Annotated in this window: 14 protein-coding genes; 8 read left to right on the plus strand and 6 right to left on the minus strand. The window is 45.6% G+C overall.

The window, feature by feature from the left end; genetic code table 11:
* Both G358_RS0108580 and G358_RS0108585 read left to right on the plus strand, forming a co-directional pair.
* The coding region (locus G358_RS0108580) for a WIAG-tail domain (protein ID WP_019636802.1) at nucleotides 1-491 on the plus strand (491 nt) is incomplete at its 5' end.
* A 488-nt stretch (nucleotides 492-979) separates the two neighbouring features.
* A complete protein-coding gene (locus G358_RS0108585) occupies nucleotides 980-1999 on the plus strand; it encodes a LacI family DNA-binding transcriptional regulator (protein WP_026342149.1) in 1020 nt (339 codons plus the stop codon).
* A gap of 614 nt (nucleotides 2000-2613) precedes the next feature.
* On the opposite strand, the gene G358_RS0108590 is transcribed toward G358_RS0108585, so the two are convergent.
* Nucleotides 2614-3558: a sugar kinase gene (locus G358_RS0108590; RefSeq protein WP_019636804.1), complete on the minus strand. Its 945-nt coding sequence runs from the start codon at nucleotides 3556-3558 to the stop codon at nucleotides 2614-2616.
* Nucleotides 3559-3891: 333 nt separating this feature from the next.
* Between G358_RS0108590 and G358_RS0108595 the strand changes: the two genes are divergently transcribed.
* On the plus strand, nucleotides 3892-4533 hold the full coding sequence (locus G358_RS0108595; RefSeq protein WP_019636805.1) for a bifunctional 2-keto-4-hydroxyglutarate aldolase/2-keto-3-deoxy-6-phosphogluconate aldolase: 642 nt from the start codon (nucleotides 3892-3894) through the stop codon (nucleotides 4531-4533).
* 128 nt (nucleotides 4534-4661) lie between these two features.
* Here G358_RS0108595 and G358_RS0108600 read toward each other — a convergent pair whose 3' ends face one another.
* From G358_RS0108600 to G358_RS0108620, 5 genes are all read right to left on the minus strand, one after another.
* The gene (locus G358_RS0108600; RefSeq protein ID WP_026342150.1) at nucleotides 4662-5765 is read right to left on the minus strand and encodes a Gfo/Idh/MocA family protein; all 1104 of its coding nucleotides are present in this window, start codon (nucleotides 5763-5765) and stop codon (nucleotides 4662-4664) included.
* Nucleotides 5766-5807: 42 nt separating this feature from the next.
* The gene (locus G358_RS0108605; RefSeq protein WP_019636807.1) at nucleotides 5808-6542 is read right to left on the minus strand and encodes a ThuA domain-containing protein; all 735 of its coding nucleotides are present in this window, start codon (nucleotides 6540-6542) and stop codon (nucleotides 5808-5810) included.
* A gap of 15 nt (nucleotides 6543-6557) precedes the next feature.
* On the minus strand, nucleotides 6558-7718 hold the full coding sequence (locus G358_RS0108610) for a Gfo/Idh/MocA family protein (RefSeq protein WP_019636808.1): 1161 nt from the start codon (nucleotides 7716-7718) through the stop codon (nucleotides 6558-6560).
* A gap of 244 nt (nucleotides 7719-7962) precedes the next feature.
* A complete protein-coding gene (locus tag G358_RS31615) occupies nucleotides 7963-8790 on the minus strand; it encodes an AraC family transcriptional regulator (RefSeq protein WP_019636809.1) in 828 nt (275 codons plus the stop codon).
* Between the two features lie 153 nt (nucleotides 8791-8943).
* The gene (locus G358_RS0108620) at nucleotides 8944-9177 is read right to left on the minus strand and encodes a hypothetical protein (RefSeq protein WP_019636810.1); all 234 of its coding nucleotides are present in this window, start codon (nucleotides 9175-9177) and stop codon (nucleotides 8944-8946) included.
* 259 nt (nucleotides 9178-9436) lie between these two features.
* Here G358_RS0108620 and G358_RS0108625 point away from each other — a divergent pair, with 259 nt between their 5' ends.
* The 5 genes from G358_RS0108625 to fabD all read left to right on the plus strand — a co-directional run bounded on the left by G358_RS0108625 (nucleotide 9437) and on the right by fabD (nucleotide 13406).
* A complete protein-coding gene (locus G358_RS0108625) occupies nucleotides 9437-9838 on the plus strand; it encodes a GntR family transcriptional regulator (protein WP_019636811.1) in 402 nt (133 codons plus the stop codon).
* Complete coding sequence (locus G358_RS0108630; protein ID WP_019636812.1) at nucleotides 9813-10706, plus strand: ABC transporter ATP-binding protein; 894 nt, start codon at nucleotides 9813-9815, stop codon at nucleotides 10704-10706. The genes G358_RS0108625 and G358_RS0108630 overlap by 26 nt, the downstream gene beginning before the upstream one ends.
* A complete protein-coding gene (locus G358_RS0108635) occupies nucleotides 10693-11427 on the plus strand; it encodes a hypothetical protein (RefSeq protein ID WP_019636813.1) in 735 nt (244 codons plus the stop codon). The genes G358_RS0108630 and G358_RS0108635 overlap by 14 nt, the downstream gene beginning before the upstream one ends.
* Nucleotides 11424-11927, plus strand: a complete 504-nt coding sequence (locus G358_RS0108640; protein WP_019636814.1) for a hypothetical protein — start codon at nucleotides 11424-11426, stop codon at nucleotides 11925-11927. The genes G358_RS0108635 and G358_RS0108640 overlap by 4 nt, the downstream gene beginning before the upstream one ends.
* Before the next feature lie 237 nt (nucleotides 11928-12164).
* Entirely contained in the window at nucleotides 12165-13406 is a 1242-nt protein-coding gene (fabD, locus tag G358_RS0108650) for an ACP S-malonyltransferase (protein ID WP_019636816.1), read from the plus strand.
* Nucleotides 13407-13459: the final 53 nt, after the last annotated feature.

The raw sequence follows: 13459 nt of genomic DNA on the forward strand, positions 1-13459 counted from the left end.
CGATCGGGCGCACTCATTTGCAGGCGGGTATCGTGGATGGCGCCGTATTGCAGAGTGAATCGGTCGGTTCATCCCATATCGAAGCCGGAGCGGTGAAGAGCTATCATTTGGCGGATGAATCGATACAAAGCCACCATCTTACGGCGGAATCAGTTCAAGGGGAGCATATTCAGCATGGCGCAGTTCAATTGGAGCATTTGGCAGTGACCCCTATGTTGTCTATCCATGGCCAGCCAACGATACAGCAGTTTGGCATGGCAGCTTTTCTTCTCCAGGATCATGAAGAGTCGACTGAAATGATAATATTGTTCGATGAGCCATTCTCCCATGCCCATTATGTAATTGTTGCGATGTCCAATAATCCCGGATATTATGCTACATTAAAGTCACAATCGCCTGAGTCCGCAATCCTTGAAATTTCAAGACTGAAGGGCGGCTCTAAAAATTATGGATTCGTGACCTGGATTGCCATAGGCGGTCTAACTAAGTAAACTTTGAACTTAAACAAAAGAAGCATCCCTTAGCTTGGGGCCAGCGTATTAAGAAGACATCACCTTTGTGGAAATGGCGGTTTGCAACCCGCTATTACTGTAAAAGGTTAGATGTCTTTTTAATTATTTGATAATAGCTCATATTGTGAATAATTAAAAAAATCCAACTCATAAATAGTAAGAGAGCCGGGGGCAGCCATAGATAAGGGCTGCTCTTATTTATGATTACGACGGCAGCTGGCATTTGTTATAATGATGAAACATCAAGTTTAATTTATCCAATGAAGCCAACCGAGTCAGGTTGGCTTTTGCTGTGGCGATTTAGTAAAAGCGGGATCATGCGATTTAAATAATTCACTTTGATGCAGCCCCTGCCTATAGATTATTTAGTAAAAGATAGGTATACTTTTTTAGTAACATTATGTTGGAGTAAAGATATCCGGTTAGTCATGTTCCTCAGCTGGATTGTTAAGGAGTGGAAAAGGCTGGTGAAGAAACCGACAATCGAAGATGTTGCCAAACGAGCGGGGGTTTCCAAAAGCACCGTATCGCAATATTTGAATGAACGCTATCAATATATGAGCGAGCAAACGAGAAAGCGGATCAGCGAGGTCATCGAGGACTTGAAATATCAGCCCAGCGGGTTGGCCAGAAGCTTGAAGCATAATCGAACTTTTATGGTGGGCATTATTGTGGCAAATATCGATTACTCACTTTCGATAAAATGTATACGCGCCATTGAGAACGAGCTGCAGCGCAACAAAATGCAGGTCATTATTTGTAACGCCGATGAAAATCCGGACAAGGAGCGGGAATATATCGAAATGCTGGCGGCACGCCAGGTCGACGGATTGATTGTATTTCCTACCGGTGATGAGAAAAGCTCCTATAACCGAATTATGGAGATGAAGCTACCGCTTGTATTTCTTGATCGGCTGGTTGACGGAGTTACAACGCAAAGTCTGTTATTGGACAACGAAGCGGCAGTAAAAATGGCCATTCAGGAATTGGCCCGCCACGGTCATGAACGAATCGCCCTATTGTCGCTCCCCCTGGGTGAGTATGCCATTACGCCTCGCAAGGAACGAATCAGCGGATATAAAAAAGCGATGGAAGAGCTAGAATTCCCCATCGATGAATCTTTGATCTGCAGCGCGCCGAAAGCTGAGATCGCAGTCATGTTGGAGCGGCTGCTCGCTATGCCGCATTCGCCTACAGCACTGCTGGCAGGCAATGATATCGTACTGGGGGAGATTTTAAAGTACGCCAACAAGCGCAGCATCCGGATTCCAGATGAACTGTCTGTGATTGGAATCGATGATGCCGAATTTGCTCATATTTATAATCCGGTGATCACAACGATTTCCCAGCCTGCTTACGATATGGGAACACAGGCGGCGCGAATTTTACTATCTTCTATTGAACAGCAGGGGAAAGAGCTGCCGATTACGTACCGTTTTCCGCCTGTTTTGCAGCCGGGACAGTCCGTTCGAAAACTGCGATCATGACCTTGGTTGACACAGGCTTAGTATTTGTTGACGAACTAAGCAAAAGAATCAGCAGTAAGTGGAGTAAAGCTGGGCAGAGCCTGGATCGCAGAGATCTGAATCAGCAGTGGCAGTTGATCATGATCAATTGATAAGGACGAAGGGGCTGTCCAAATAAGTCCCGAAAATAAAAGTAGGTAGGAGAACATCGCGTTGGTAGTGCCCCCGAGGGACGGACACAGGTGACGCTATTTGTGAAATAACCAGGTATCTTGAGAGCTAACGGACCTACGTTCCGCTATTGCCCCCAAGAACCTGTTTATTGCAGTCAATTTAGTCGAATAACGGAACCAGTGTCCGCAAGCATAGCGAAAGAGGGCCTATTTCAACAAATAGCGGATCTCCTGTCCGTTGGCGGGTGAACAGTCTCACGAGTTCAGCCAAATCCATCAGTCTCACCAATCCGACTAACCCCACTAACCCCACTAACCCCCAAACCACCCTCTGAAGATCAAGGGGCTGTCCAAAAAGTCGGTTTTTACTGACTTTTCGGACAGCCCCTTGTCTCACTGTTAACGATGAGGGCATCATATCACACCACATCGCTTAAGCAATATGTTCTTTTTTTTCTTCGCTTATTGCTCCATGAATTTTTGCAGCTTCTCCCGGTCTGGAAGACCGTCCATGTCCCCTGGGGACATAATATTAATTGCACCGATCGCGTTGCCGCGGCGAACAGCCTCCTGCAGCGGAAGCTGCTCCAGCAATCCGCTGATGACTCCGACGGCAAAACCGTCTCCGGCTCCAACGGTATCCACGACTTCCTCGACCTTGAATCCGTCGGCATATCCTTCTTGGTCGGCAGACTTGAAATAAGCCCCCTCCGGCCCCAGCTTAATCACGACGAGCGAAACGCCGCGCTCGAGGTAGAAATCGGCGATATCCTCCGGCTTATCACGGCCGGTAAGCAGCTTGCCTTCGCTAATGCCCGGAAACACCCAATTGGAGCGGGTGGCAAGATCGTTAATGGCTTTAACCATCGTATCGGTATCCGGCCATAGAGAAGGACGCAGATTCGGGTCGAAAGATACCGTTTTCCCTTTGGCTCTCATAAAATCGATAGCATGAAGGGCAAATTCATGACAGGATTTCGATACGGCCGGGAAAATGCCCGTTACATGCATATGCTTGGCTGAAGCGAAGTAATCGCTGTCAAAATCGGCCAGACTCAGCGTAGATGCAGCCGAATTTTTGCGGAAATATTCAACGACGGGATCTCCCGTAAGCACTTTGGATTTGACCAGCATGCCTGTTCTATGCTCATTCGTAAATTTTACATTCGAAGTGTCGATGTTTTCTCGATTTAAAGTTTCGGTAATAAAATGTCCGAAGTTATCTTCCCCGAGCTTGGTTACAAGCCCGACGGAATGTCCCAGACGGGATAGACCAACGGATACGTTACATTCCGCTCCGGCCAGCGCCTTGGAAAAAGAAAGCGCTTTATGCAATTCTACAGGCTCATTGGCATAAAACATCGCCATCGGTTCTCCGAAAGTGACTACGTCCAGCTTTTTGTTCATTTGTGCTTCCTCCTAAGCTTTTGAAAATGATCGTAATAAAATAAAATTAAGGCAACAATCCTGAATTTATCGTTTAACTTGAAATTAACACATAAATCGGTTTTGTACAATAAAGGAATGATTAATTCCTGATTTGACACATAATTTCCATAATAAATACGGAAAAATAGCCTTTTTTGCTATTTTTAAATAAGATAGTGCATTTACATTAGATTTGTTGTTTAATAATATTAGAATATCAATAAATTAATGGAGTAAATTTGATAAAAAAGTTTAGTACACATCCATTGAACCGTTGGCTTTAATTTATTTTGATAGGGAGGAAGATAAAAGATGAAAAAAATCAAAGTACTGCAAAATATTACGGCGCTGGGCGTTGTAGCGGTTATACGCGGAGATGATGCCGAGTCGGCTTACCAGATGTCCAAAGCTTGCATTGAAGGCGGCTTGAGCAATATTGAGGTCACTTTTACGACGCCTGATGCGGATGTAGTCATTAAGCGGCTGATCCAGGAATATGGGAATCAGGCTGTTGTTGGCGCCGGCACCGTACTTGATCCGATTACGGCAAGAATCGCTATATTGGCGGGAGCTGAATTCGTGGTGAGCCCATCTTTCGACGAAGAGACAGGCAAGCTGTGTAATTTGTACGGTATTCCTTACATGCCTGGCTGCATGACGCTTAACGAAATGAAGGAAGCTTTGAAGCTGGGCGTAGATGTGCTGAAGCTGTTCCCGGGCAACAACTTTGATCCAGGCTTCATTAAGGCTGTTAAAGGTCCTATGCCGCATGTGAACATTATGCCAACCGGCGGTGTGGATCTGGACAATATGGAGCAGTGGATTCGCAGCGGATGCGTGGCCGTAGGGATCGGCGGCAACTTGACGGCGCCGGCCAAGGAAGGGCGTTATGATCTCATTACCGAGCTGGCGGCAAAATATGTAAGCAAATTCCGGGAGATCAGCAGCAAGTAGGATTAACTCTATGCAAGTATGTAAGCATATAAAAACATTAAAAAGGATCGGCCAAGGGGCGTGTTATTCCCCTTGCCGATCTTTTTTGAGATATAAGCAGCCTCTGCAGAGATGAATGCCAGCTTGCTTTAATCCAGCGTATATGGCTCCAGGTCAACTGGCAGCGCCGCAGGCTGGTCGCATCGGCTTTTCATTTCGTAGTAACGGCCGGAATCGGAAGAGTAGTGGAATGCCCACATTGCTTCTAATACGTGGTAAGCCAGCTCTCCACTAGCCCGGTGCGGACGCCCGTGAAGCAGAGCAGAGGCCATATCCGCAGGGCCGATTCCGCGGCTATTTTCAGCATAGCCCGGTAAAAGAGGCTGTTCCGTCCATTCGCTTTCCCCGATCTTTCGGTATTTCACCGGCCCGCCAAAGGTGTTCGGATCTGGGACAAGTAATGTTCCTTCCGTACCATGTATTTCAATAGGAGGAAGAGTGCTGCCTCCAAAAATATCAAAACTCGTGATCAAGGTAGCGATGGCTCCGTTCTCAAATTGCAACGTGCCAGCGACATGAGTCGGGATGTCGACGGGGATCGCTTTGCCGTATTTTTTCTCGCTTGTGATAATCCGCTGTTCGTGCGCTTTGCCCGTTATTCCGGCAATCGTTTGAATCGGTCCGAGCAATTGCACCAGGGCGGTCAAATAGTAAGGCCCCATATCGAACATAGGTCCCCCGCCTTGCGCATAGTAAAACTCAGGATCGGGATGCCAAAATTCGTGGCCGCGGCTCATCATGAAAGCCGTCGCCGATACCGGGCGGCCGATAACACCGTCGCCGATTAATTTAAGAGCTGTCTGAATGCCGGAGCCAAAAAAAGTCTCTGGAGCGCTGCCCACCAATAGTCCTTTTCTTTTCGCCGTTTCCAGCACGAGGCGGCCTTCTTCAAGGGTAGCGGTGAGCGGCTTCTCCACATAGACATGCTTTCCGGCTTCCAGTGCCTTGAGGCTAACCTCGGCGTGCACGGCAGGAATGGTCAAATTAATGACGATGCTGATCTCAGGGTCGTTGAGCAGCTCATCCGTAGTACAGGCGCGGGGGATGTTATATTTCTCCGCTTGCTCCCGAGCCCGGCTCAGGTCAAGATCAGCGCAGGCTGCCAGCTCAAGAACACCGAATTTGTTGCAGTTTTCCATATAAATGCTGCTGATTTTTCCGCAGCCGATAATGCCAACCTTCATTTTGTCCATCATACGACACTCCTCTTTAATGCGGGAGGAAAATAACCAGTATTACTGGCTATCGCCCATGCCGGTATACAAGCTCTCAGTATTCAATGCCTTGCCTTCAGGCGATTTTCCGAACAGCTGCTTTCCTTCAGCTGCCCAGAGCAAGCCCCGTGTCATAAGCTCTGTCACCTGAGGAAGCGCAACGATATCGGCATGATGACCAAGCGAATTGTAATACACCCTGCCGACTCCCCAGCGCTTCGTCCAGACGACAGGCATATCAACAGCCTTATTCAAGCGGTGTGGGCCATCGGCTACCGGAAAGCGTGTTGTGGCAAGAACTTCAACAGCCGGATCCACATGCAGGTAATATTGCTCGCTGGCCACCTTGAAGTCCTCCATTCCGGCGACCAGCGGGCTCGAGGACTGCTTGATTTCCACCGTGTACTCCACTCCGTCATTGCCTGGATGAGCCACCCATTGGCCGCCGGTCATGAATTGCCAGTCTACGTTATGACGGAACGAATCGCACATGCCTCCGTGGCAGCCGGCTAGTCCGGTTCCGTTCTGTACCGCGGCCGATACGTTGTTGACGAATGCCTGCGGGATGTCTCCCATCGTCCATACCGGTACGATGAGATCGAGATTCATCAGCTTTTCCGCATCTGCATATGCCTCCAAAGTATCGGCGACTTCCACGTCAAATTGATGACCCTTCAATATGTCTGCAAAGATGCCCGCGACCTGCTCCGGCTCGTGTCCGTCCCAGCCGCCCCAGACGATTAATGCCTTTTTCATATCTGTTTATCTCCTTTACATTTCCGAGATTTCGACCCAGCGGCGCTCATCGATGGATCGATCCACCGCTTCGAGTACAGCTTGGCATTTCACGCCGTCGTTGAAATTGGGCTGGGGCTGTCTGCCTTCCCGAATCGCGTTTGTGAGCTCCAGCATTTCGTGGATAAAGGTATGCTCAAAGCCGATCGTATGCCCCGGAGGCCACCAGGCTTCTGCATATTCGTGCGCCGGATCTGTAGCGAGCACTCTCCGGAACCCTTGAACATCCTCATCATCGGAAGTGAAGTAGACCTCAAGCTCGTTCATCCGCTCGAAATCAAATTTTACGCTGCCCAGGCTGCCGTTAATTTCAAAGGAATTGGTTGACCGGTGTCCTGCCGCAAAGCGAGTCGCTTCGAAGCTGCCGAGTGCGCCATTTGCGAACCGCGCCAGAAAGAGTGTCGCATCGTCGACGGTGACCGGACCTTTAGGAGCATCTTTGCTGCCTTTAGCGCTTAAACCGGTCATTTGCTCGGCAATCGGCCGTTCTTTAATAAAGGTCTCGCTCATCCCGATGACTTCATGAATGTCGCCGACGAGATAGTGGGCCAGATCGATCAAATGGGCGCCGAGATCGCCATGCGAACCCGAGCCGGCAATTTCCTTCTGCAGTCTCCAGACGAGCGGGAAATCCGGATCGATAATCCAGTCCTGCAGAAACCAGGCTCTGAAATGATAAATCTTCCCTAGTCTGCCGCTTTCCACTAGCTTCTTGACCAGTTTCACTGCAGGAGAGAAACGGTAATTAAAGCCCACCATATGGGCAACCTTGGCCTCCTCCGCAGCTTGCAGCATTTCTCGGGCATCGCTTAGTGTTAAGGCTAACGGTTTTTCACAAAAAATATGTTTCCCTGCCTTTACGGCAGCAAGCGCAATTTCTTTATGTGCATCACTGGGAGCGTTAATGTCGATTAAGTCAATATCGTCCCGCGCGATGAGTTCCTTCCAGTCCGTTACGGTCTCAGACCAGCCAAATTGTGCGGCTGCCTCGGCAACGGCCTCTTGATTCCTCCCGCACAAAACGGACATCTCGGGCTTCAAGGCTTCCGGAAAAAACATGGGCAGAGCCCGATACGCATTGCTGTGGGCTTTTCCCATAAATTTATAACCTACCATACCGACCCGCAACTGCTTCATTTCATCCCTCCATCACATATTAAAATGGCTATCGATATTATTATAGAAAGCGCTTAAATAAAACTCTCGCCAGTTTATGTTTTTTCATAGACAAAAAATGCACTTTTTAAAAAGTGCATTTATAAAAAGCACGCTGCAGTATAATTCGTAATAATATTATTAACGTTGGATTACGGAGTTTTTTTCGAGGGAGGAAGACTGGTGGAACAGGCAGATGGTATAGACAGAAATGAAAATTCCCCTTCTATAGCGCTCCTTGACGGGTACTGGATGGGACATATCCTTTGAATTCTTTGTACACACGGTTGAATGTACGAATGCTGTTAAAGCCGCATTCAAGGGCAATGTCGGTAATGCTAGCATCGCTGCTGATCAGCAGCCTTTCCGCAGTGAGCACGCGGATCGTGTTAAGATAAGTTTTGAAATTCACGCCAACCGCGCTCTTGAACGTCCGGCAAAAATAAGAGGGATCCATCTGAAATTGTGTCGCCATCATTTCTACTGATAAATCCTCCTGGTAGTTTTCTTCTATAAAAGATAATATTTGCTGGATTCGGGCTCTTTTTGACTCCAGCTTATTGCTTGAGCTGCGGCTTATCCTTTCGCTCGGCAGGTTTCTCTGCAGCGTTCCGCACAATTCCAGCAGACTTGCCTTAATGAACATTTGATAACCAGGTTTGCCGTTGTTTTTTTCTTCCATAATGTCGTACAGCAGTCCTCTTATATGTTTGAATTCCGGGCGTTTTCCGGTAATGAAAGGTGATGTAAAGCGAAAATCATTTGGCCAGCTCATCGACAAGCTAATCATCTCGGGTTTGAAAATCAAGATGATTACTTTCGAGGACAGCTCTTTGCTCTCGAAGTAATGAATATCATTACTGCAACAAATGACCATATCTCCTTGTTCGAGCAAACGCTTTTCCTCATTTACGCCGACGAGGATACTTCCGGATTCCACATAAATAAATTCGATCTCAGAGTGATAATGCGCATAAAAGGTAAGGTCATCACCATGGTGGATCGCCATGGGCAGTTCAATATCGAGCTTCCAATTTTGATAAAAAGATTTCATAATCCTCACTCCTCGCGACTTGAACATCACATTCTCATCATAGCGAGAAGTACAATTATTGTCTATTCACGAAGAACACCCCTTGTAGTATCTAATCGCCTACTTGGGGTGTTTATTATGTCAATTATTCGGAGTGTTTTTTTGTAATTTAAGTTATTTGGATTTACTGAATGCAGCAATTATTAACCCTATAATTATAAGTAAAATAGGACTGCCAATAGCTAGTATACCTACGGATTGCCAACCCGCATATTCTGTTGAGCCAATTGTTACAGGGATGCTGACGCCGATAAGGTTTAGAACCACGGCAATAATAGCGATGCAAATACCTATTCCACCCCAAATTAATATCGAACGACCGATACTGGATTTGGACGAGCTGTTCATGCCTATCATCTCCTATCACGAAATTGTCAATCATTAATATATAGTAGATGACGACATAATAAATTACAATATAATAATTTTTTTACATTTATATTATTTTTATTGGCATATATACATAATTGATGCATCGAAAGAACAAAACCCCTTTAATGTATTTTATTTACACATATTTATTGTTCTGTTATACTACATTATATAAGTGGTGTAGTAAAGTAGCGGTGCGTATAACTGTTTATTTTATTGCTGCGAGGATGACGGGATGAATATTGATTTAAATAGCGTGATACCCATTTATATTCAAATTGCTGATGGGATAGCAGATGATATTTTGAACGGCATACTTGAGGAAGAAGCACCAGCGTATTCTCAATATCAAATAGCGAAGTACTACAAGATTAACCCGGCTACCGCGGCGAAAGGAATTCAAATGCTGGTTGCAGAGGGGATCCTGCTTAAAAAACGAGGCGCAAGCATGTATGTGGCACCAGGCGCTAAAGTTAGAATTCGTTCTAAACGCAAGGAGCATTTTATCCATAACTTACTGGTCGACGTCATTCGAGAAGGCAAGAAGCTTGGATTCAGCATAGCAGAAATTAAAGATATGATGGATCAGATTGCGGAGGTTGACATCTTACATGATAACTTGCAATCAACTGAGTAGAACATTTTGTAATAAGCCGGCAATCGACCGGGTTACGATGTCAATCGACAGTAATAAAATGGTTGGAATTATCGGTGGCAGCGGAGCTGGCAAGACGACATTATTAAAAATGATTGCCGGCTATTTGCAGCCAACTTCGGGCAGCGTATCGCTCAATGGGAAGAACGTGTTCGACAATCTCGATGTCTTGTCCACGATTAAATATGCTGGCGACGATGAGATGATTATTCCTTCCATGAAGATTGCCGACATTATACGTCATTATGCAGCGTTCTATCCAAGATGGAATGGAGAGGCAGTATATGATTGGCTGCAGCGCAGCGATTTGAAAGACAATATTAAATATAAAGAGTTATCCAAGGGGATGCAGAGGCAATTGCAAATTCGAGCGGCGCTTGGCAGTAGGATGCCTGTACTGCTCTTGGACGAGCCGTTGTCCGGACTAGACTATTACTCTAGTAAAGAAATGTGCTCACTATTGCTAGAAGAATATATGAATGAACCTCGTACGATGGTGATTTCCACGCATAATATGAAAGAGATGGAGCATATTTTAGAAGAAATTATTTTTATGTATAAGGGCAGATTGATATTGCACAAGCCGTTGTCTGTACTCCAGCACTATGCCATCAGACTGACCGGGCCTAAGGAGTTACTGCTCTCACATATAGAGGAGAAAAGCATCTATGAGTGCGAAGGCTTTGGGAATAACTGCACAATTGCAATCAGGAACTATTTGACATCGAGAGAGCGTCAACAATTGGAGCAGATGGGGATAAGCATTGGAAAAGTAGACATCCAGGATTTGTATATTTACGTCACCCGTCTTGCGGGACAGGAAGAGGGATACAACGATGCTGATTTTTGACAAAGCGTTCAGCCACGCTGTTCGAAATGTGCTTCGCGTTAAGTGGATGAGGCATGCTAAATTATTTCAGTACATGCTCTATCTGTTGCCTGCATACCTTCTTCTAAATAATTTTGGACTCTCATGGCTTGAGCACCGCAACAATGGCGAAGTCGTGAATGTAGGTGCCTTAACTATCGGAACGATAGTGAGTGGATTAATCGTAGCATTCCTGTCTGCCCGATCGGTTTCTCCCAGAGAAAGAAATTTCTATCTCGGATTTCCTATTAACCGGCCGGTCTATGCTGTGGGTAACTTTATTTTTATAATTATCAGTTCAGCCACCCTATTGTTGCTTACTAGCCTAGCTATGGTGTTTGAGCAGATCTTAGGCCGAATCGTCTATTGGCTGTCCCCAGCATCTGTCATCGTCAATTCCGTATCGCTGTATAATTTGTTGGTTGGTTTTGCGATTTCGTTAGGTTATATCGTATTCATTGCATCGATTGTTTTCCTTATTAGCAATGTGTGCGTGCTGCCTATTAAGCAGAGCATATTGGTTGCTCTTGGCTGTGGTCTGCTGCTAGGTTCATCGGTCGGCAGAAAAATAATTATCCAGTGCCTGTATTTTATTATTGCGGAGTCATCAGTACTTATCTTATTAGGCAAATTGTCACTCATAACTATAGTCCTACAAGGCTGCGCCTGGCTTCTCTTTAGAAATCGGGAGGCAAGGAAATGAACCGACGCACACTATACAGTGCAGTTGTACTTTTGGTAGTGGGCTGTATCGTAATGGCGCTTGTTCCGCTGCCCCAAGACGAATACGATCGATACTTCTTTCCGACAGATCACTCTCGAACGATAGAACTTCGTTTTGAACAAATAGATGTAATTGTGGAAGAGGCTGATGGTAGCGAGGATCAGATTGAAGTACATGTTCTTCGCGGACGGTTTGACTCCGACATTGGTCCACAGGCGAATGCGGATGGCAGCGTTATTCATATGGATGTCTCAAAGACTCGGAGTGAGCGCAAACCGTTTTTCTATCAAATTCGCAGCTGGATTCCTTTATACCAGTTTGATAAATATCGAGATCATGCCCGATACGAAAGTTATTTGGATAATGCAGAGGTGCGAATTATTGCTCCGAGCGGGACAAAGCTTGCGGTGTCGGCGAATTCTGTGCATGTTAATGGGACAACATTGTCGGTGAAAGCGCGCTTGGATATGACGAATTAATCGGGATGAACAGAATAAAAAAAATTGTAGAAAGAGCGTATTTAATATGCTCTTTTTTTGTCTGTCTATGTCGATTGTTAAGAAGTTTTGTGGAGTGAGTGAAAAAAAGGTGCAGAGAAGTGGACAAGGTAAAGGAAGTGAGGTTATAATGAACTGGAAAATGCTGATAAAAAAGGATAAGTTAGCTTTTATGGTTGACCTTGTCGAAATGATAGAGTCAAGAAAGTAGGTTATAGGATGTTGGCATTCGTATTTCCAGGCCAGGGATCACAATATGTCGGCATGGGAAAGACGCTTTGTAATCGATATGATATTGCCGGCAAGTTATTCAAACAGGCTAATGAAGTATTAGGACTAGATATTCAAAGCCTATGCTTGGATGGTCCTACAGAGAAATTATCCAGAACAATCTATCTACAGCCCGCTGTGTATACAGTCAATATGGCTGCCTACCATGCTTTCGTGGAAGAACACGAGCGTTATGCAGACTTTTTGCTCGGTCATAGTTTGGGAGAATATGCGGCACTAACTTGTGGAGCAGCGTTGTCTTTTCAGGACGGGTTACAACTTGTACAGAGAAGAGCGGAGTATATGGAGCAATGCGCTGAACAAACCCCGAGCATGATGACCGCAATACATCAGATGAACAGAGGAGATCTCGAATCACTGTGCGGGCAATTGGCCCAAAGCGGACATATCGTGGAGATCGCTTGCTACAACACCCCTCATCAATATGTAATATCAGGCGCTGCTGCTTCGATGACTAGAATGTTGGATCATTTAGACAGAATGTCGGTAAAATATTCTATATTGAAGGTTAACGGAGCATTTCACAGCAAATTGATGCAGAATGCGGCGGATCGGTTTGCAACTGATCTACGCTTAGCGGATATTCAACGTCCTAAGTCGAAAGTCATTTCCAATGTTACTGCCCTACCCTACGAAAATGAACGGGACATCATCGAACAACTCACCGCACAAATTGTGAAGCCAGTCAGATGGCTTGATTCAATGCATTATATCCTTAGTCATGGTACTCAATGCGTGATTGAGCTCGGAGCAAGACCCATCCTTTCTAAAATGTTCGAGCAGTTGACTAATTGCCCAGACATCCACTTCTTTAATCCAGAACATAATGAACAATTGAGAGAAAAGTTAAAGGGTAATGAGATAGATAATACGACTATGCAGCATTCAAGGGAGGTAATAATAAACTGTTTGGCGGAAGCCGTCAGTCTCAGAAACCAGAATTGGAACATGGAGCAGTATGAGAACCAGGTCGTAACACCGATTAGGAAATTAAAGCAAATGGTGTATGAAATGGAAAGACAAAATTTTATATCTCATGACCAGGAGGTTGCGGAGGCGATCGCTTTGTTGGAGTCTGTCTTATTAGGTAAGGAAGTGTCCCAAGCCGAACAACAGATTGTAATAGACAATGTCAGGAGAATGTCCAAGCAAGCAGCTTTATTTGCTTGAAGTAATTTTAATTGATTATAATTTGTGTATCTTTAGGTATGAGAGATGGATTA

This window comes from Paenibacillus fonticola DSM 21315 (assembly GCF_000381905.1).
GTDB classification, from domain to species: domain Bacteria; phylum Bacillota; class Bacilli; order Paenibacillales; family Paenibacillaceae; genus Fontibacillus; species Fontibacillus fonticola.